This window comes from Exiguobacterium sp. ZWU0009 (assembly GCF_000798935.2).
GTDB classification, from domain to species: domain Bacteria; phylum Bacillota; class Bacilli; order Exiguobacteriales; family Exiguobacteriaceae; genus Exiguobacterium_A; species Exiguobacterium_A acetylicum.
Genome location: NZ_CP018057.1, coordinates 1,077,489 through 1,096,362 on the forward strand (window position 1 = coordinate 1,077,489; position 18,874 = coordinate 1,096,362).

Genomic DNA, 18,874 nt, shown 5'->3' on the forward strand with positions numbered 1-18,874 from the left:
AAATGAAGAGTTAAACCTCACCGGTGTTCGGTATAGTGATGAATCGGTAGTGAAGCAAGTGCCTGGTCGATTTGAGCTTGCGAGATCGACTCTTTCATCGCTTGGACGTTTGACTGAAGTTGTGACACGCTCGATGCACCAGGAAGGACGATGTCGACCTGTTGATCGATGGCTTGCAATGCAAGCGCCGGAAGCGGGAAATCTTGAAGTTTTTGTAGACTTGCCTCAAGCGTTTCCTTATCGAATTGTTCGAACCGATCAACCGACTGCAGGCGTGAAGCACTCTCATGTGTCAAGAGACCTTTTGCTAGTGGACCACGAGCGACGACTTGGATGTTTTTCTCTTTTAAGCGTGGTAACAACTCTTCGATGCGACGATCGAGCAACGAATAAGGCGTCATCAAGTAAGAGAAATTACTATGCTCGAGCCAATATTCGATGACATTCGGCCGCAGTGACGACAGACCATATTCCTTGATTTTCCCCTCTGCTTTTAAATCTTCCATTGCGCGGATTGATGCATCGATATCATCATCAATCGTGCCGCCGTGGACGTAATACAGGTCGAGATAAGGGGTTTCAAGACGATTCAAACTTTCAAGACAGGCTTGTTTCAAATAGTCATAACTCGGATCCCATGTCCAACCGGTTCCGGTCGCGTTCATCCGATTCCCACCTTTTGAGGCAAGGAATAAACGACTTCGATCCTCTTGTGAGAAGGTTTGACCGATGATGGATTCGACCGCTCCGTTCGCATAGACGTCCGCTGTATCGAAGTGCGTGATTCCAGCATCAAGTGCCGTCCGCAGGATTGCCGTTGCTTCTTCCTGGCCGCGCTTTAAGATCGTCATCGTACCTAATCCTAATGACATGTTCAATTCCCTCTTTTCTTATATGAACTGTAAGTTTGGAACTTCTGCATTCTAGTGTATCATATCTGATGAAAAAGACGGTTTCGAAGTCTTGCGGCAATACGTCGGAAACGGCATACTAATCATGACAGTGAACGAAACTAGAATAGAAATGGGGCATACATGATGGAAGAAAAAACGATTGAACGTGAAGTGATTTATGAAGGAAAAGTCTTTGATGTCGAGAAACACGTCGTCACGTTACCGAACGGCAATACGTCCGTCCGTGAACTGGTCTATCATAATGGTGCCGTCGCGATCATTGCTTTTGATGAACAAGGTGATCTAATCGTCGTGGAACAGTACCGAAAAGCATTTGAAAGTCTATCGATCGAGATTCCAGCAGGAAAACTCGAAAAGGGTGAAGATCCACTCGATTGTGCCGGACGAGAATTAAAGGAAGAAACAGGATACGTCGCGAAAGAGTTACGACATGTCTTTGATTTTTACGGTGCGCCTGGTTTCTGTAGTGAGCGTGTACATATTTATGAAGCGATTGGTCTGACTGCCGGTGATCGTCAACTCGATGAGGATGAGTTCCTTGAGAATAAGACATTGAAGCTCGAAGAGGCGCTCGAACTCGTTGCAAATGGAACGATCGTTGATGCGAAGACGATCATGGCAATTCAGCATTGGCAGATCCGTACTTTAAAATGATTCTCATTTAAATGATTTTCAGTTGATAATCATTTTAATTTGAAAAAAGACTGATTATCAGCTATGATAATAGCATCAGTTCGAACAAAGGGGGCGTTATGATGGAAAGTCGTGTAGAACGCATCAAAAAACAGCTAAGCGGTAAAGGATATAAGCTGACTCCCCAACGTGAAGCGACTGTGCGTGTCCTGCTCGAACATGAGTCGGATCACCTCAGTGCCGAAAATGTCTTTCTCCTTGTAAAAGAAAAGAACTCCGACATCGGACTTGCGACGGTTTACCGGACGCTTGAATTATTGACGGAGCTTGAAGTCGTTGATAAAGTCAACTTCGGAGATGGCGTATCCCGATTTGATTTACGACAAGAAGGTGCGAGTCATTCGCATCACCATCTCGTCTGTATCGAATGTGGATCCGTCGAAGAGATTTTAGACGATATGCTGGAAGAAGTAGAGAAAGAAATCGTGTCCCGATTCCACTTTAAAATCAAGGATCACCGCCTGACATTCCATGGCGTCTGCCGTGTCTGCCAAGAGCGTCATGCTCGGGAAGCGTTGGAACAATCGCAAACACAAACAGTCTGACCGTCCGACGAAATTTCGGATGGTTTTTCTTTTTCAATTTTTATAGGTCAGACCTCTTCACAACGGTTTACACCTTTGATATGATGGGAAAGTAAGCGATTTCGTAAACGAAGAGGATGAGTTCAGTGCGTGAACAACTGGAAGCATTTATCAATTATTTAGTGATTGAACGGCAAATGTCCGCGAATACGGCAGCTGCGTATCGAAATGATTTAAATCAATACTTACAGACGCTCGAAAAAGCGGAAGTTTCCTCGTTCGAACAGGTTCACCGACATCATATCGTCGACCATATTGAACGATTGCTTGAAGCACGAAAGTCACGATCGACGGTTCGCCGGGCGACGAGCTCAATCCGTTCGTTCCATCAATATTTGATCGAAGAGAGACTTGCAACACATGATCCGTCTCGTCATCTTGATTTACCGAAACCGGAGAAAAAGTTGCCGGTCGTCTGGAGTCAAACGGACGTCGAACGCTTGCTTGATTCGGTCGTCGGTGTCGATCCGCTTACACGACGAGATGCAGCAATGCTTGAGCTTCTCTATGGAACAGGCATGCGCGTCAGCGAACTGCTCCAATTGAAGTTGAACGATTTGCAACTCGAACTCGGGTATCTGTCGTGTCTTGGGAAAGGGAACAAATCCCGGATCATCCCGATGAGTACGACATCGATTGAAAGCGTTAGGACGTATCTGGATCTTGCGCGTAACAGTCTTGGTGGTCAACAGACGGACGACGTCTTCTTAAACAGTCGCGGTGATCGTTTGTCACGGCAAGGGTTTTGGAAGATGATTAAACGACGAGCAAAGGAAGCGGGGATCGAAAAAGAGATCACGCCGCACGTCTTGCGCCATTCGTTTGCGACCCATCTACTTGAAAATGGTGCCGATTTACGCGTCGTACAAGAGATGCTAGGACACGCTGATTTGTCAACGACACAAATGTATACACACGTTAACAAAGCACGACTCCACGACGTGTATAAGAAACATCATCCACGAGCATGATGGTTCTATCTTTTAAAGGTCTGACTTCAGACAAATGATGCGTTTTGTCTAGTCTCTTTCCGGGAAAAATCGTAACGGGAATCGCACAACTACAGCTCGTATATAGGAGGAACAGCAAATGGCTCAATCATTTAAACGTGTATTTTTGGTCGTCATGGACTCCGTAGGAATCGGAGAAGCACCGGACGCTGAACAGTTCGGAGATCTTGGTTCACATACGCTCGGTCATATCGCGCGTGAACGCAACGGACTCAATATGCCGAATATGGCAAAACTCGGTCTCTCGCATATCGAACCGATCGAAGGTGTCTCAGCTGAAGAAGCACCGCTTGCGGCATACGGAAAAATGCAGGAAGTATCTGCAGGGAAAGATACGATGACAGGGCACTGGGAGATCATGGGTCTGCGGATCGATACACCATTCCGTGTCTTTGAAAAGTTCCCGGATGATTTGATTCATCGCTTAGAAGAGTTCTCAGGACGGAAGATCATCGGGAACAAACCGGCTTCTGGTACGGAAATCCTCGACGAACTTGGACAAGAGCATGTCGAGACGGGGGCGTTGATCGTCTATACGTCAGCAGACTCCGTCCTTCAGATCGCAGCACACGAAGAAGTCGTGCCGTTAGAAGAGTTGTACCGGATTTGTGAATATGCACGCGACATCACGCGGGATGACCCGTACATGCTCGGTCGCATCATCGCACGTCCATTCCTTGGTGAAGCAGGGGCGTGGGTCCGGACAGCGAACCGCCACGACTATGCACTCAAACCATTCGACCGGACGGTCATGAATGAACTCGAGACAGCAGGACTTGATGTCATCTCGCTCGGTAAGATTGCTGATATCTACGACGGCGAGGGCGTCACGGATGCGATCCGTACGAAGTCGAACATGGACGGAATGGATCAACTCGTGACGCAACTCGATCGTGATTTCAACGGACTTTGCTTCTTGAACCTCGTCGATTTCGATGCGTTGTTCGGACACCGTCGTGATCCACAAGGTTATGGACAAGCGCTCGAAGAGTTCGATGCACGTCTTCCGGAAGTGTTTGATCGCTTAAAAGAAGACGATCTCTTGATCATCACGGCTGACCACGGAAACGATCCGGTTCATGCTGGGACAGACCATACTCGGGAATACGTACCGCTGCTTGCTTACCATAAAAATGGTGTCGCAAAACCGCTCGGTATCCGTGAGACGTTCGCTGATCTTGGAGCGACGGTCGCAGAAAACTTCGGCGTCAAAATGCCGGCACATGGAACAAGCTTTTTAACAGAACTTTAATTCGAGGGAGCGATTCAGATGACAGTCAACTGGAATGAAACACGTTCGTTTTTAGAAAGCAAGATGCAGGCAAAACCGGAGATCGGATTGATTCTCGGTTCAGGACTTGGTGTCCTCGCGGATGAGATCGAAAACCCGATCGCAATTCCATACCATGAAATCCCGAACTTCCCGGTATCAACGGTCGAAGGACACGCAGGACAACTCGTCTTCGGAACACTTGAAGGGAAACAAGTCGTTGCGATGCAAGGACGATTCCACTTCTACGAAGGATATTCGATGGATATGGTCACGTTTCCAGTCCGCGTCATGAAAGCGATCGGCGTCGAGACATTGATCGTCACGAACGCAGCCGGCGCTTGTAACGAAGCGTTCGAACCGGGTGATTTGATGTTGATCACGGATCACATCAACTTCTTCGGTACGAATCCGTTGATCGGTAAGAACGTCGACGAGATGGGACCACGTTTCCCGGATATGTCGAAGCCGTATGATGCAGAATTACTTCGTCTTGCACAAGAAACAGCGGACGAACTCGGAATTCGTGTCCGTCAAGGTGTCTATTTCGGAAACACAGGTCCAACGTATGAGACGCCAGCAGAAGTCAAGATGGCACGGATGCTTGGTGGCGACGTCGTCGGTATGTCGACGGTCCCTGAAGTCATCGTTGCCCGTCATTCCGATATGCGGGTCCTCGGGATTTCGTGTGTCTCGAACATGGCAGCAGGTATTCTCGATCAACCGTTACACCATGATGAAGTCATCGAAACGACAGAACGTGTCCGGGCACACTTCCTATCACTCGTTCGCGGTTCGATCAAAAAAATGTAACGACTGTTTTTAAAACTCACAAACCACTCCTGAGGAGGAACTAGATTATGCGTATGGTAGATTTGATTGCAACAAAACGAGACGGTGGCGAACTCGCAACAGCTGATATTCAAGCAATGGTAGAAGGATTCACGAACGGTGAGATTCCAGATTACCAAATGTCAGCGATGTCGATGGCGATTTTCTATCAAGGAATGTCAGATCGTGAAATCGCTGATTTAACGATGGCGATGGTCAACTCGGGTGACGTGATCGACCTTTCGCGTATCCACGGAAAAAAAGTCGACAAACACTCGACAGGCGGTGTTGGTGACAAGATCAGTCTGATCGTTGCACCACTCGTTGCGTCAATCGGTATTCCGGTTGCGAAGATGAGCGGTCGTGGACTCGGTCATACTGGTGGAACAATCGACAAACTCGAAGCGTTCCCTGGTTTTGACGTCGAGCTTTCAGAAGAAGCGTTCGTCTCACAAGTCAACGACATTAAGATGGCAATCATCGGTCAAACGGGTAACCTGACGCCTGCAGACAAAAAACTTTACGCCCTTCGTGATGTTACGGCGACAGTCAACTCGATCCCGTTGATCGCAAGTTCAATCATGTCGAAAAAGATTGCAGCGGGAGCAGACAGCATCGTACTTGACGTTAAGACGGGTTCTGGTGCTTTCATGAAATCGTTCGAAGATGCAAAAGCACTCGCGACAGAGATGGTCTCAATCGGTAAGAGTGTCAATCGTAAGACAGTTGCTGTCATTACGGACATGGATCAGCCGCTCGGCTTTGAAATCGGTAACGCAAACGAAGTCAAAGAAGCGATCGAAGTCCTTCAAGGAAAAGATGTCCGTGACTTAAAAGTCATCGCCTTGACAATCGCTTCACACATGGCAGTCCTCGGTGAGTTCTACCCGACGTTCGATGAAGCATATGCGGATCTCGAAACACGTCTCGGTAACGGAGCAGCACTTGACGTCTTCAAGAAGTTCATCGCAGCTCAAGGTGGCGACGCTTCACTCGTTGACGACATGACAAAAGCACTTGAAACGAAATACGAAAAAACATTCGTTGCTTCAAAAGCGGGTTACGTCTCTGAAATCATCGCTGACGAAGTCGGTGTTGCAGCGATGATCCTCGGTGCAGGACGCGCGACGAAAGCAGATGAGATCGATCACGCAGCAAGCGTCACGTTGCACAAGAAAGTCGGCGATCATGTTGAAGTCGGCGATGTCATCGCAACGCTTCGTTCAAACAAAGAAACGCTCGACCAAGCAATCGAAAAAATGGATCACGCATACCATATCAGTGAAACGAAACCGGAAGCACGTCCGCTCGTTCACGCTGTCATCCAGTAATCCATCCGATAAGCAATATCTGAGTAGTGGACTTCGTCCGCTACTCTTTTTTTATGATAAAATCAAAAGTGTAAAAATATGGATATATGCAGAGGAGCGATCGTGTGAAACGTTGGTTCATAGTAGTTGCCAGTTTAGTTGGAGTTATCGGAGGCGGCGCATTGATGATGACGTACGCTTTTACAAAGGACATGGAGTCAGATGGAACGAAAGAGGCTGAAGTACAACAAAAAGCAAAGACATACTTAGAAAAGCACCTTCCGGAAGCAAAGGTGACCGGTAGTATTTACGACAATATGGGAAATTATTCGTTTGAGTATGCAGCGCGAGCAGTCGATGAAAAAACGAATACCGAGTTTTTCGTCTATCAACAGAAGGAGTCTGGAAAGTTCGTCGATACGTATCATGCGGCACTTTGGGAAGATCGGTTAGAGCAACGGATTCCGTCGCCGACTCTCGAACAACTGAACAATCAATTGAGCGTGACCGTACTTTATGACAACGATAAAATACAGCAGCTAGGTGACGCGCGTTTTGATTCAAAGGCTTATTTACGGAAGGAAGTCGCTCCGACGCTCTTAGTGGACGTTCCACGTAAGCGACACGAACAGGATAAAGCGCAGGTCACAGCGTGGGCAAAGTCGTTGCGCGAACAAAAGATTCTTCAACATATGACAGTCAAGGTCGATTATGTTTCGGAAAAAGGAGAATTGCTTGAGAACGGAGATTCGCTCTTCGTAAAGCTGTAAAATGGATGGAAAAAATGAGAGTACGCGGTTCCTATTCAATTTGTTATACTGGGAATACTTGTAATGAAAAAGGGGGAACTCTCATGAAACCACCACGCTTACAAAAAGGGGATAAGATTGCCATCGTCTCGCCGGCGTCTGCTATCGCAGCATACGTACCGCGTCGTCTCGCCCGCGGTATCGCAACACTTGAAAAAATGGGCTTCGAGGTCGTCTTGATGCCGAACGCAACGGCTGTTCATAGTCATACGGCAGGAACGATCGGCGAACGGCTGCAAGACTTACATATGGCGTTCGCTGATCCATCGATCAAAGCGATCATCTCGACGATCGGTGGGTTTAACTCGCACCAGTTGCTCGACGAACTCGATTATGAATTGATTCGGAACAATCCAAAGATCTTTGTGGGCTTCAGTGACATCACAGCACTGTTTGCTGGCATCTACCAGCAGACAGGACTGACGACTTTCGTCGGACCCGCGCTACTGACACAGTTTGGTCAATTCGATGGTCTTGATCCGTATACGGAAGAGTCGTTTAACCGTACGTTCATGCAGACGGAGCCAATCGGTCGGATCGAAGCGTCTGAAGAGTGGACGGACGAAATCTTACGCTGGGATGTCGCGGACGACCGAAGACGGGAACATCAAGTGAACGCGGGATATACGATCGTTAAGACAGGCGTTGCAGAAGGACCGATTTTGACGGGGAACACGGGAACACTTTTACTGCTTGCAGGAACACCATACTTGCCATCGTTTGACGGTGTCGTCTTGATGCTCGAGGATGACGAAAGTGAGTCACCGGAAACGATTGACCGCTATTTCACGCAATTACGACACATGGGTGCGTATGACAAGATTGCGGCACTCGTCGTCGGACGTTTCCCACGCAAAGTCGATTTTGATCCGGAATTTCCGCTCAAAGACATCATTCTGCGTGCGACGCGGGGCTATGATTTCCCAATCATTCTCGATGCGGACTTCGGACATACGGATCCTGTTGCGACACTGGCGAATGGAATTCAGATTCGTGTCGAAGCAACGGATTCGGTCACACTCGATGTATTAGAGGCGGCTGTCGAGTAAAAAGGTCTGCACGACGCCCTGAAATTTGGTACACTGTACCATGGAATCACGATCTCGAATCGTGACGAATCTCCTGCTGAAAAGCACGAAAGGTTGGTCAAACATGCAAAAAACTGGTCATATCTTATTAGAAGATGGAAATAAAATCGAATTCGAATTGTTCAACGATGAAGCACCGATCACGACTGAAAACTTCGAAAACCTTGCGAACTCGAACTTCTACGATGGATTGAACTTCCACCGTGTCATCCCAGGCTTCGTCTCACAAGGCGGATGCCCAATCGGAAACGGTACAGGCGGTTCAGGAAAAACGATTCCTTGTGAAACGTCAACATCATACCCACACAAACACAAAGCGGGTTCACTCTCGATGGCACACGCTGGTCGTAACACAGGATCAAGCCAATTCTTCATCGTACACGAGCCACAACCGCACCTCGACGGCGTACACACGGTCTTCGGACAAGTGACTTCAGGTCTCGAACATGCACAAAAAATGAAGCAAGGCGCTGGCATCAAAGAAATCCGCGTCGAAGCGTAAGTTCTTGCTCCTCTTCGAACGTTCGAAGAGGAGTTTTTCTTTTTTTAGATCCGGGTACAATCAGTAAGGGAACTCAACTCGAAAAGGAGTGTTTGTCATGCGTTTAGAAGGAAAACGAATCATCCAAGTCGTCAGCAATGACTTCGAGGATTTAGAATTATGGTATCCTGTCCATCGTTTACGTGAAGAAGGGGCAATCGTCGATATCGTCGGAGAGAAGGCGGATGAGACGTACATCGGGAAGTATGGTGTCCCGATTAAATCAAATAAGACGTTCGATGAGATCAACCCGTCGGAATATGATGCGATTCTTGTTCCGGGTGGTTGGTCACCCGATTTGTTACGTCGCTTTGACTCCGTTCTGAATATGGTGCGTCATTTTGACCAGAACAAGCAACCGATCGGTCAAATCTGCCACGCTGGTTGGGTGCTGATCTCTGCAGGCATCTTAAAAGGTGTCAACGTCACGAGTACGCCAGGAATCAAGGATGATATGACGAATGCAGGTGCGATTTGGCACGATGAAGCAGTCGTCGTCGACGGGCATATCGTCTCGAGTCGTCGTCCGCCCGATCTACCAGACTACATGCGTGCCTTCATCCAAGTGATGGAAGAACAAGCATGACTCAGATGCAGGGGACGTCACGAGACGGACTCCTGCATTTTTAGTGGATTATGAAAAAAATGCAGTAATTCGGTGTGAGAAGGTGTAGAATGAATGAGTCTCAGTCGTTCATGCTCCTGAGAGTTGTTGAAATTAGGAAGGTGTAGAATCACATGCTAGTAAAATATAAGAAGTTGAATGAACGGACCGCGATGGGGCTGATCGCCTTTTCGTGCGAAGTGAAGGATCCGAAGTATTTGCTTGAAACGGTTCAAGCCTATGAACAGGAAGAAGACCAACGCTTGTATTTGTACAAACAAGATGAGGATTTCGTTGGTGTCATCGGGTTTCAATTAATGGATGGCCATGCTGAATTGAAACATATCGCCTTATCGCCGTCATTCCGGGGAGAACGGATGTCGTATCTCTTACTGGATGAAGCAACTAAGCTTCTTCGAACGGATATTACGGGTGCGACCGAAGAGACGCAACGCCTTGTCGACAAATGGAAAAATCAATAAAAAGACCGGTCCATGGCTTAAATGGACCGGTCTCTTCGGTTTTGTAGCGCTTCTTGTCGTGCCGTGACGACGTCCGTACGATCGCGCAAACGGTGTTTATGCGTCACATAATCGAGATCAGGTGCTGTCGCTTCAAGTGCGACGGTTCGGATGACGTCCGAGAAGACAGGTAACGGGATGTGTCGATAGACCGGATCTGTGAAGTGATCGCGATGATCGAGTAGGCGTGAGACATCGATACCAGACGTGATAAGCGCTGCTCGGTGGCGTTCGATCTTATCGAATGCCTTACTGTACGTCCGTTGTGCACCGGATTGGTTATTGCGACGATGATGATAGCGGGCGACGGCCAGCTGGATCAGACCGACAAGCGCCTCGTCCTGACGTTGTCCTTCTTGCCAGACTTCCTCTAAAATTTCATGGCACTCGAAGTAATCGTGCCGGATGTTGAATTCAAATACGAATCGTTCAATCGGATTCATGGAATCACCTCTTCCTTTGAATATAACATAGTCGAACCCACCAGTTGTATGGTATACTAAGGCGCAAAAAACGTTGATGGGCAGGGAGAATCATGGAATCATACAGTGTAAAGATGGATGCGTTTGAAGGCCCGCTGGACTTGCTGTTACACTTGGTTGGTAAATTAGAAATCGATATTTATGATATATCCGTTTCCATGGTGACGGATCAATATGTGTCCTATATCCGTGCGATGCAGCATCTTGAACTAGATGTTGCTAGTGAATATCTTGTCATGGCAGCGACGCTGTTGCAACTGAAAAGCAAACAACTCTTGCCGATCGAACAGACGGAATACGATGAGATTCCTGATTTCGAGGAAGAACCGACACGAGAAGGTCTGATTCAACAGTTGATCGAGTATAAAGCATATAAGGAAGCAGCACTCGTCCTGAAAGAAAAGGAAGAGGCACGCCTTGAGCTGTTCTCGAAACAACCAGAGGATTTGATGCGTTATCTCGACACGGATGCACAAGAGTATAATGGTACGTTATCTCTGAGTGATTTATTACGTGCCTATGAAAAAATGCGCCAACGTGAAGCTTGGAAGGTACGTCGTTCGAAGACGGTCAAACGAGAAGAACGTTCACTCGAGCAACAGATGGAGTCCGTTGCCCGGTACGTCGCGACACGGGAGCGTACGACATTCTTCGGCTTTTTTGCGGAGCAACCGACGGTCGAAGAACTAGTCGTCAGTTTCCTCGCTGTTCTTGAGCTTGTCAAGCAACGGGTCATTGATTGTGAACAGATGACCGATGATATCCTATTGCGGAGCATGGTGAAGGAGGAGAGTCAGATTGGCGTATGAACAAATCATTGAGAGCCTGTTATTCGTCGTCGGAGACGATGGGATCGATCCACGTGGTCTCAGTCAAGCGCTAGAGATCAGTGAAGCGGCAGCACGTGAACAGTTGCTGGCTCTTCAAACGACATTCGAAGCAGAGCAGCGTGTGCTCCAAATCGTGGAGTCGGGTGGTGTCTTTAAAATGGTGACACGAAAAGAAATGTCGCCGTATATTCAGGCATATGCCGGTTCGCTCGCAGAAGATTCCTTGTCTCGAGCGGCAATGGAGACACTCGTCATCATCGCATACAAACAACCTGTCACACGTGCTGACATCGAAGTCGTTCGTGGTGTGAAGACGGAGCGTGTCATCCATACGTTAAGTGCAAAAGGTTTAATTGAAGAGGCGGGACGCGCCAAAGGCGTCGGTCGCGCAAAATTGTATAAAACGACGGATCATTTCCTGGACCATTTTGGTCTAAACAGTATTGAAGAGTTACCGCCACTCGAGTTCGAAGAAACGTTCGAATCGGATGGAGATCTCTTCTTCCGGAATGATCCTTCATTAGAGGAGAGAGTGAATTAATGGAACGGTTACAAAAAATCATCGCACAAGCAGGTGTCGCTTCGCGGCGTAAAGCAGAGGAATTGATCACAGCAGGTCGCGTCAAGGTCAATGGAAAAGTCATCACGGAGCTTGGAACGAAAGTCGGAGCACGTGCAGAAGTCGAAGTAGACGGCGTTAAGCTTGAGCGTGAAGAGCACGTCTATTACATGCTCTATAAACCAACAGGTGTCGTCTCGACGGTTGAAGACGATAAAGGACGTAAGACGGTCGTTGATCTCGTACCACCCGGACACCGTGTCTTCCCAGTCGGTCGACTCGACTATAATACGAGCGGTCTTCTTTTAATGACGAACGACGGTGAATTCTCGAACCTGTTGCTTCATCCGAAATATAAGGTACCGAAGCGCTACATCGTCAAAATCAAAGGTGTGCCAGAATACTTCCACGTCAAAGGTCTTGAAAAAGGTGTCGTCTTACCGGATGGTTTCAAGACAGGTAAAGCACGTGTCGAGATGCGAGATATCGATAAGAAGAAAAATACGGCGATTCTTGAAATGGTCATCTACGAAGGGCATAACCGCCAAGTCCGTCAAATGGTCGAGACACTCGGTTCGGAAGTCTTGAAGTTGAAACGTGAACAGTTCGGTTTCTTGACACTGGCAGGTCTTACTTCTGGCGAGTGGCGTGAACTTTCAAAAAAAGAAGTCAATCAATTGCGTGAGCTAGCGGATCCAGCCGCTCCACCTACGAAAAGACGTAAGAACACAAAAAAACGTTAATTTGTAAAGCGAGAAGCTCATCCTCCGGGTTGAGTTTTCTTTTTTTGTGACAAAACGATTAACGAATTTCACATTTTGTCAACGGTAAAGCGATTTCAAGTACAATATGGGTGGAGGCGGTAAAATATGAAAAAAACGAAACAAAATCCGGAAGAACGCTTAGCAGCGGCCCAGCAAAAAAAGAAAAAACGCTCCTTCTGGCGTCTAATGATCATGACGATCGTTTTGTTCGCCGGAGCAGTCGTCATCATGCAATTCGTCGATCAAGCGACACGTGATAAAAACGGTCGTGTCATGGCAGGCGATGATGCCCCTGGTTTCGCACTCGTTGATCTATATGGTGAGAAACAGCACTCGATGGACGAGTATAAAGGAAAAGGACTTTTACTCAATTTCTGGGGAACATTCTGTGAACCATGTAAGAAAGAGATGCCATTGATCAATGACAACTATCAGATGATGCAAGACCAGGGCGTCAATTTCGTAGCGGTCAATGTCGGTGAAACACCAGTTCGTGTCTCAAGCTTCATCAAGGATATTGGCGGAACGGACTATCCGATTCTCATGGATACGAACAGTTCGGTCGAGAAGGCTTACGGGATCTACAACTTACCTGTGACGTTCATCATCAATAAAAAGGGTGAAGTCGTCGAGAAGTATGAAGGTGAGATTGATCAAGCGAAGCTCGAAGAGATGGTGAAGAAGGCGAACGAGTAACGCATCGAAGGGGGATTTAAGGATGCAGGAGCAAGAAGATTTCAAACAACTGGATATGCGTTACGAGGAAGCGGAGCTTCGATCGAAACGTAAAAATCCATCTTGGATTGACCGAGCATGGACGTTCTTCTCGTCCGTCAAGGTCGGGTTATGGTTGATTGCCTTGATCATCATCGCGAGCGGGGTCGGAACGATCTTCCCGCAGGAGATGTATATTCCACAGGCAACACCACCAGAAGAGTTTTATCAAAAGGAATACGGCACGGCTGGTGACATCTACTATACGTTAGGATTCCATAATCTGTTTGAATCATGGTGGTATATCGGATTGATCACGCTTTTATTACTCTCGATCATCATCGTATCGATTGACCGATTCTTCCCGCTCTACCGAGCACTGAAGAAACAACCGGTCATCCAGTCGGACCGTTTCATGAACGGTCAGCGATTTGGCGCGGAAGCGACTGGCGATGTCAAAAAAATCGATGCGATCGCACCGTTGCTTGAGAAAAAAGGCTATAAAATCCGTCGACAAGACGGGGCACTTTTAGCTGAAAAGCAACGTTTCGGACGATGGGGTCCATACATCAATCACATCGGACTCGTCTTATTCTTCGGTGGTGCGATGCTTCGAGTCGTACCAGGCATGCACGAAGATGAATTGCTTTGGCTCCGTGAAGGAGAGACGTTGCCGATCGAGGCGACGGATAACCAGTACTACTTGAAAAATGAAGCGTTCAACATCGAATTCTATGATCCTGAGAAGGTCGATGCGAAGTTCAAGAAATCACTTGAAGCAGCAGGCGGAAACGTACCGAAGAACTATGATACGAAGATGACGCTGTACAAGAAAGTCGGCGAAACATCCGATTTCAAACCGGAGCTTGAAGAAATCAAGTCAGGTGAGACGGCAGTCAACCGCCCATTCGAATTCGATGATTATCAAGTCTTCCAGGAACAGTACGCGGCAGATCCGGAATTCAAGACGATGTCGTTTAATATCGTCAACCAGAAGACGGACAAAGTCGTCGATACGATCAAGGTCGACTTGCGTGATCCGAAAGAAACATATGCTTTAAAAGATGGATATGAAGTCGAACTGAAGGACTTCCTTCCGGACTTCGTCGTCAAAGATGGTCAGCCAACGACGAACTCGGGACGTCCAGTCAATCCAGCCTTCGTCTTCAGCATCAAGTCACCGGAACATCCGAAAGGTGAACGGAGTTTGATTGGGATCAAACTTAATGTTGGTGGAGATGAGAACCAGTACAAGATGGCATTCGCCGGTACGGAGCTCTCGAACATCTCGGGTGTCCGGATTAAAAAAGATCTGACGCTACCGTTCCTGTTTGCAGGTGGTATCATCTTCATGGCAGGTCTATTGATCGGGATGTACTGGCCGCACCGTCGTCTCTGGCTCAAAGAGAAGAACGGTCGAATCCAGATTGCTGGATTTACGAACAAAAATGCATTGGGGCTCCAAAAGGAAGCCAATCTCGCGTTGACGGAAGTCGGTCTGCCAGAACTTGAGGATCGACAAAAGTTGCGGGAAGAGGGGGAAGCTAAATGAATTTGCTTCAGTTGAGCAGTAACCTGCTCCTTACATCATTCATCGTCTACCTCGTCAGTACAGGATTCTTCGCTGTAGCGACGAGTGGTAAAAAAGGACCGACGCGTTCTGGTAAAATCGCCTTTACGCTTGCGATCATCGGTTTCCTCGCGCAGCTCGGATATTTCTTCACGCGCTGGGCTGGAGCTGGGCACGTTCCAGTTTCGAACTTATATGAATACACGACATTCTTCGGCATGATGATGGTGCTTGGTTTCTTGATCGTTTATGCCATCTACAAAAACAATGTCCTCGGTTTGGTTGCGATGCCAGTTGCATTGCTCGTCATCGCTTATGCGTCGATGTTTCCGGATGAAGTCCAACCGTTGATCCCAGCACTACAAAGTGTTTGGCTCAAAATCCACGTCACGACGGCAGCGCTCGGCGAAGGGATTCTTGCCGTCAGCTTCGCGACCGGATTATTGTATCTGATTCACGCGACGGATTTCAGCAAGGAATCGAAAACACGGACGTGGCTCGAAGTCGTCATGTTCTCGCTCGCATGTGTAGTCGGTTACATCTTAGTTGGGCTGTTGTTCAAAGCAACAGGTTCTGCGTCGACGATCGAATACGTGGCGAAAAACGGTGCAACGATGACGCATGACTATGCGATGCCAGTCTTGACAGGTCCTGAAGGCGGGAAAGTCTTATCGGGTTCAGGTGCCGTCATTGAATTACCGAATTTCTTGAATGCGAACAAAGTCAACACGGTCTTATGGTCGATCATCGGCGGCGTCGTCTTATACGTCTTGCTTCGCTTCGTCATTCTTCGCAAGCGTCTTGCTGAGAGCTTGAAGCCGATCGCGCGTAAGATCGATCTTGAGACAGCAGATGAGATCAGCTATCGTTCTGTTGCGATTGGTCTTCCGATCTTCATCCTTGGCGGTCTGATCTTCGCGATGATCTGGGCGCAAATGGCATGGAGCCGTTACTGGGGCTGGGATCCGAAAGAGGTATGGGCACTCATTACGATGCTCTTCTACGTCTTTTATCTCCATATGCGCATCCAGCGTGGTTGGATTGGTAAAAAATCAGCTTGGTTATGTGTTGGCGGATTTGCTGTCATCATGTTCAACCTCGTCTTCGTTAACCTGGTCGTAGCAGGATTACACTCTTACGCATAAGAAAAAAACAAGCAGCGGATCCGGAAACGGTCCGCTGCTTTTTCGTATTCGTCCGATCGAAGTGTGCCTTTTCGGAGAAATCAGCCAGAGCAAGCCATTCTTTTCGTTTCATAGTATACTAAAAGAGTAGTAGGATAGAGGAGTAGAGTTTAGTTCATAGGAGGAGACAGCATGTCAGAAGAAGCACGTATTTTAGTCGTCGACGATGAAGAACGGATTCGTCGCCTGTTGAAGATGTATCTGGAGCGGGAAAATTTCACGATCGAGGAAGCAGACAATGGAGAAACGGCGCTTGAAATGGCGCTTGAGACAGAATACGATGTCATTCTCCTCGACTTGATGATGCCAAAGATGGACGGGATGCAAGTCTGTGAAGAACTGCGGAAAACGAAAGCGACGCCAATCGTCATGTTGACGGCAAAAGGCGAAGAGACGAACCGCGTCCATGGGTTTGAGATGGGGGCAGATGATTATATCGTCAAACCATTCAGCCCACGCGAAGTCGTCTTGCGTGTCAAAGCGATCCTTCGTCGGGCAAGTGCGACGAAATTCCTCCACACGGATGCGAAAACAAAAGATGTCATCGTCTTCCCACACTTGACGATCGACAATGATGCCCACCGCGTGACGGTTGAATCACAAGAAGTCAATTTAACACCAAAAGAATACGAACTCCTGTATTTCTTAGCAAAACAAACGGATAAGGTATTCTCGCGGGAACAACTACTCAAGGAAGTCTGGAACTATGAATTCTTCGGGGATCTGCGGACGGTCGATACACACGTCAAACGTCTGCGTGAAAAGCTGAATCGTTTGTCTCCGAACGCCGCTCAAATGATCACGACGGTCTGGGGTGTCGGATACAAGTTCGAGAATAGTCCGACCTGACGATGAAATGGTTGCAAAGCGTTGTCATCAAACTATGGGGAACGATTCTGTTACTCGTTTCGGTCGTCTTGATCGCCTTGACGATCTTGTTACTTGAATTTTTCAACTCGTTTCATATCGAACAGGAGCGGGGGCACTTGGCAAAGCTCGGTCAACAAGTCGAGACCGTCTTTCAGGCGCACTCCGGCATCGAGGAAGGGTCGAGTACTGCTGTTGAAATCACGGATATTTACGGCGCGACACTGATCGCAAAGACGCAGGACGATTCCGTCGAAGCGAACATCTCACAAGCGAAGGCGAACCGGATCATCAAGGAACTCGAACGTCAGAACTGGAAAGCAATTGACGGTGAAGAAGGCGAGACGGCGATCGGCAACTATGAGACCTTCGATGGAAAGGCGGCACTCGCGTATCGGGCACCGCTCATTACGGACAGTGGTAACGGAACAATCTACTTGATCGAGCAGTTGACGAACATCGAACAGGCGAATGAGGGAGCACGTCAGATCATCCAACTCTGTGTCCTGTTAGCGATCATTGGAACGACCGTCTTTGCCTTCTTCCTCTCGACACGAATCACAGCACCACTGCGGACGATTCGTCAAGCTGTCGTTGAGGCCGGTGAAGGAAAGTTTGATCAGAGCCTGACGCAACGTTCGCGTGATGAGATCGGTGACTTAGCGCTTGCGTTCAATGAAATGAGTAGTCAACTCAATCAATATGTCACGGATCTCGATAAGGAACGGCACTTGCTTTCCTCGATTCTGCGCTGTATGGCAGATGGCGTGCTGACGTTCTCGAAATCAGGCGAACTCCTCGCGACGAATCCACCGGCAGAGGCATTCCTCGCAGGTTCTCCGGTACCAGACGAACTGATCGAACTGTTCCAGACGGTCATGCAGGAAGAGACGGAGATGACCGTGTCCTTCGAACGAGAGGGACGTTTCTACATCATCATCGTCAGTCCGTTACTCGAACAAGAAGAACAGATTGGAGCGGTCGCCGTCCTGCGTGATATGACGGAAGCGCAACAACTCGAAAAGATGCGTGCCGACTTCGTCGCGAACGTCAGTCATGAACTGCGGACGCCACTCGTCATGCTGCAAGGGTATTCGGAAGCAATCGTCGACGGGATGACCGAAAGTGATGAGGCGACGAAAGAATTCGCCTCAATCATTTATGATGAATCACAACGTCTGTCACGTCTTGTCAATGATTTACTTGATCTCGCACGGATGGAAGCGGGGTATCAGGAGTTACGGATCGAAGCCATCGAAGCGGTCTCCTTTGCACAACGAGTTATCAAGAAGTTCAAACAGATGGGACGCGATAAGCAGGTCACGTTCTCAGTTTCAGGTCCGAATATCATATTTGACGCCGATCCGGATCAGATGGAACAAGTGTTGACGAATCTCCTCGGTAACGCCTTGCGCTACACGGAGAACGGTGAAATCAAGATTAAGATTGATGAAGATAGGGAAAACATTACATTATCCGTCATTGATTCGGGTGACGGAATCCCAGAAGAAGATCTACCGTTCGTCTTTGACCGCTTTTATAAAGCCGATAAAGCGCGGACACGTGGCAAGACAGGTACAGGAATCGGTCTTGCAATCGTGGCGAATGTCGTCCGAGCTCATGGTGGTGAAGTCGAAGTCGACAGCCGCTTGGGTGAGGGAGCGACCTTCCGGATCCGATTACCGAAAAAACAAGGGAAGCGAACATTATGAGTCGCTTCCTTTCGCTA

21 protein-coding genes are annotated in these 18,874 nt (G+C 48.1%); 19 read left to right on the forward strand and 2 right to left on the reverse strand.

The window, feature by feature from the left end:
• Positions 1–17: 17 nt before the first annotated feature.
• On the reverse strand, positions 18–872 hold the full coding sequence (locus tag L985_RS05505) for an aldo/keto reductase (protein ID WP_029341177.1): 855 nt from the start codon (positions 870–872) through the stop codon (positions 18–20).
• Between the two features lie 165 nt (positions 873–1,037).
• On the opposite strand from L985_RS05505, the gene L985_RS05510 reads away from it, so the two are divergent.
• The 11 genes from L985_RS05510 to L985_RS05560 all read left to right on the forward strand — a co-directional run bounded on the left by L985_RS05510 (position 1,038) and on the right by L985_RS05560 (position 10,136).
• Complete coding sequence (locus L985_RS05510; RefSeq protein WP_023467674.1) at positions 1,038–1,568, forward strand: NUDIX domain-containing protein; 531 nt, start codon at positions 1,038–1,040, stop codon at positions 1,566–1,568.
• A 101-nt stretch (positions 1,569–1,669) separates the two neighbouring features.
• Entirely contained in the window at positions 1,670–2,152 is a 483-nt protein-coding gene (fur, locus tag L985_RS05515; RefSeq protein WP_023467675.1) for a ferric iron uptake transcriptional regulator, read from the forward strand.
• Positions 2,153–2,277: 125 nt separating this feature from the next.
• On the forward strand, positions 2,278–3,162 hold the full coding sequence (gene xerD / locus L985_RS05520; protein ID WP_047391039.1) for a site-specific tyrosine recombinase XerD: 885 nt from the start codon (positions 2,278–2,280) through the stop codon (positions 3,160–3,162).
• A gap of 118 nt (positions 3,163–3,280) precedes the next feature.
• The gene (deoB, locus tag L985_RS05525) at positions 3,281–4,453 is read left to right on the forward strand and encodes a phosphopentomutase (protein ID WP_047391041.1); all 1,173 of its coding nucleotides are present in this window, start codon (positions 3,281–3,283) and stop codon (positions 4,451–4,453) included.
• 18 nt (positions 4,454–4,471) lie between these two features.
• The gene (locus L985_RS05530) at positions 4,472–5,284 is read left to right on the forward strand and encodes a purine-nucleoside phosphorylase (RefSeq protein ID WP_029341181.1); all 813 of its coding nucleotides are present in this window, start codon (positions 4,472–4,474) and stop codon (positions 5,282–5,284) included.
• Between the two features lie 47 nt (positions 5,285–5,331).
• Positions 5,332–6,633 (forward strand): pyrimidine-nucleoside phosphorylase, encoded by a 1,302-nt coding sequence (locus L985_RS05535; protein ID WP_047391044.1) that lies wholly within the window; start codon positions 5,332–5,334, stop codon positions 6,631–6,633.
• 104 nt (positions 6,634–6,737) lie between these two features.
• Complete coding sequence (locus L985_RS05540; RefSeq protein ID WP_148662010.1) at positions 6,738–7,382, forward strand: hypothetical protein; 645 nt, start codon at positions 6,738–6,740, stop codon at positions 7,380–7,382.
• Positions 7,383–7,465: 83 nt separating this feature from the next.
• Positions 7,466–8,470: a S66 family peptidase gene (locus L985_RS05545; RefSeq protein ID WP_047391056.1), complete on the forward strand. Its 1,005-nt coding sequence runs from the start codon at positions 7,466–7,468 to the stop codon at positions 8,468–8,470.
• Positions 8,471–8,573: 103 nt separating this feature from the next.
• Positions 8,574–9,011, forward strand: a complete 438-nt coding sequence (locus L985_RS05550) for a peptidylprolyl isomerase (RefSeq protein ID WP_023467682.1) — start codon at positions 8,574–8,576, stop codon at positions 9,009–9,011.
• 97 nt (positions 9,012–9,108) lie between these two features.
• Complete coding sequence (locus L985_RS05555) at positions 9,109–9,636, forward strand: type 1 glutamine amidotransferase domain-containing protein (RefSeq protein WP_029341185.1); 528 nt, start codon at positions 9,109–9,111, stop codon at positions 9,634–9,636.
• A gap of 152 nt (positions 9,637–9,788) precedes the next feature.
• Entirely contained in the window at positions 9,789–10,136 is a 348-nt protein-coding gene (locus tag L985_RS05560; RefSeq protein WP_029341186.1) for a GNAT family N-acetyltransferase, read from the forward strand.
• Between the two features lie 17 nt (positions 10,137–10,153).
• On the opposite strand, the gene L985_RS05565 is transcribed toward L985_RS05560, so the two are convergent.
• Positions 10,154–10,618, reverse strand: coding sequence for a DUF309 domain-containing protein (locus L985_RS05565; protein WP_029341187.1), 465 nt, complete (start codon positions 10,616–10,618; stop codon positions 10,154–10,156).
• A gap of 92 nt (positions 10,619–10,710) precedes the next feature.
• Here L985_RS05565 and L985_RS05570 point away from each other — a divergent pair, with 92 nt between their 5' ends.
• The 8 genes from L985_RS05570 (at position 10,711) to L985_RS05605 (ending at position 18,857) form a co-directional block, all read left to right on the forward strand.
• On the forward strand, positions 10,711–11,466 hold the full coding sequence (locus L985_RS05570) for a segregation/condensation protein A (protein WP_023467686.1): 756 nt from the start codon (positions 10,711–10,713) through the stop codon (positions 11,464–11,466).
• On the forward strand, positions 11,456–12,028 hold the full coding sequence (scpB, locus tag L985_RS05575; protein ID WP_023467687.1) for an SMC-Scp complex subunit ScpB: 573 nt from the start codon (positions 11,456–11,458) through the stop codon (positions 12,026–12,028). The genes L985_RS05570 and scpB overlap by 11 nt, the downstream gene beginning before the upstream one ends.
• A complete protein-coding gene (locus L985_RS05580) occupies positions 12,028–12,789 on the forward strand; it encodes a pseudouridine synthase (RefSeq protein WP_023467688.1) in 762 nt (253 codons plus the stop codon). Before scpB ends, L985_RS05580 begins: the two co-directional genes overlap by 1 nt.
• Positions 12,790–12,915: 126 nt before the next feature.
• Entirely contained in the window at positions 12,916–13,506 is a 591-nt protein-coding gene (gene resA / locus L985_RS05585) for a thiol-disulfide oxidoreductase ResA (RefSeq protein WP_023467689.1), read from the forward strand.
• A 22-nt stretch (positions 13,507–13,528) separates the two neighbouring features.
• Positions 13,529–15,076 (forward strand): cytochrome c biogenesis protein ResB, encoded by a 1,548-nt coding sequence (gene resB / locus L985_RS05590; RefSeq protein ID WP_029341188.1) that lies wholly within the window; start codon positions 13,529–13,531, stop codon positions 15,074–15,076.
• Complete coding sequence (gene ccsB, locus L985_RS05595) at positions 15,073–16,239, forward strand: c-type cytochrome biogenesis protein CcsB (protein WP_029341189.1); 1,167 nt, start codon at positions 15,073–15,075, stop codon at positions 16,237–16,239. Before resB ends, ccsB begins: the two co-directional genes overlap by 4 nt.
• Before the next feature lie 171 nt (positions 16,240–16,410).
• Positions 16,411–17,127, forward strand: coding sequence for a response regulator transcription factor (locus L985_RS05600; RefSeq protein WP_023467692.1), 717 nt, complete (start codon positions 16,411–16,413; stop codon positions 17,125–17,127).
• 2 nt (positions 17,128–17,129) lie between these two features.
• Positions 17,130–18,857 carry an ATP-binding protein gene (locus L985_RS05605; RefSeq protein WP_047391064.1) on the forward strand — a complete coding sequence of 576 codons (1,728 nt, stop codon included), beginning with the start codon at positions 17,130–17,132 and terminating at the stop codon, positions 18,855–18,857.
• The last annotated feature ends 17 nt before the right edge of the window (positions 18,858–18,874 follow it).

Bases quoted from the DNA above. Each gene is read 5' to 3' on its own strand.
- L985_RS05505 (WP_029341177.1), bottom strand. From the start codon at position 872: ATGTCATTAGGATTAGGTACGATGACGATCTTAAAGCGCGGCCAGGAA.
- L985_RS05510 (WP_023467674.1), top strand. From the start codon at position 1,038: ATGGAAGAAAAAACGATTGAACGTGAAGTGATTTATGAAGGAAAAGTC.
- fur (WP_023467675.1), top strand. From the start codon at position 1,670: ATGGAAAGTCGTGTAGAACGCATCAAAAAACAGCTAAGCGGTAAAGGA.
- deoB (WP_047391041.1), top strand. From the start codon at position 3,281: ATGGCTCAATCATTTAAACGTGTATTTTTGGTCGTCATGGACTCCGTA.
- L985_RS05530 (WP_029341181.1), top strand. From the start codon at position 4,472: ATGACAGTCAACTGGAATGAAACACGTTCGTTTTTAGAAAGCAAGATG.
- L985_RS05535 (WP_047391044.1), top strand. From the start codon at position 5,332: ATGCGTATGGTAGATTTGATTGCAACAAAACGAGACGGTGGCGAACTC.
- L985_RS05545 (WP_047391056.1), top strand. From the start codon at position 7,466: ATGAAACCACCACGCTTACAAAAAGGGGATAAGATTGCCATCGTCTCG.
- L985_RS05550 (WP_023467682.1), top strand. From the start codon at position 8,574: ATGCAAAAAACTGGTCATATCTTATTAGAAGATGGAAATAAAATCGAA.
- L985_RS05555 (WP_029341185.1), top strand. From the start codon at position 9,109: ATGCGTTTAGAAGGAAAACGAATCATCCAAGTCGTCAGCAATGACTTC.
- L985_RS05560 (WP_029341186.1), top strand. From the start codon at position 9,789: ATGCTAGTAAAATATAAGAAGTTGAATGAACGGACCGCGATGGGGCTG.
- L985_RS05565 (WP_029341187.1), bottom strand. From the start codon at position 10,618: ATGAATCCGATTGAACGATTCGTATTTGAATTCAACATCCGGCACGAT.
- L985_RS05570 (WP_023467686.1), top strand. From the start codon at position 10,711: ATGGAATCATACAGTGTAAAGATGGATGCGTTTGAAGGCCCGCTGGAC.
- L985_RS05580 (WP_023467688.1), top strand. From the start codon at position 12,028: ATGGAACGGTTACAAAAAATCATCGCACAAGCAGGTGTCGCTTCGCGG.
- resA (WP_023467689.1), top strand. From the start codon at position 12,916: ATGAAAAAAACGAAACAAAATCCGGAAGAACGCTTAGCAGCGGCCCAG.
- resB (WP_029341188.1), top strand. From the start codon at position 13,529: ATGCAGGAGCAAGAAGATTTCAAACAACTGGATATGCGTTACGAGGAA.
- ccsB (WP_029341189.1), top strand. From the start codon at position 15,073: ATGAATTTGCTTCAGTTGAGCAGTAACCTGCTCCTTACATCATTCATC.
- L985_RS05600 (WP_023467692.1), top strand. From the start codon at position 16,411: ATGTCAGAAGAAGCACGTATTTTAGTCGTCGACGATGAAGAACGGATT.
- L985_RS05605 (WP_047391064.1), top strand. From the start codon at position 17,130: ATGAAATGGTTGCAAAGCGTTGTCATCAAACTATGGGGAACGATTCTG.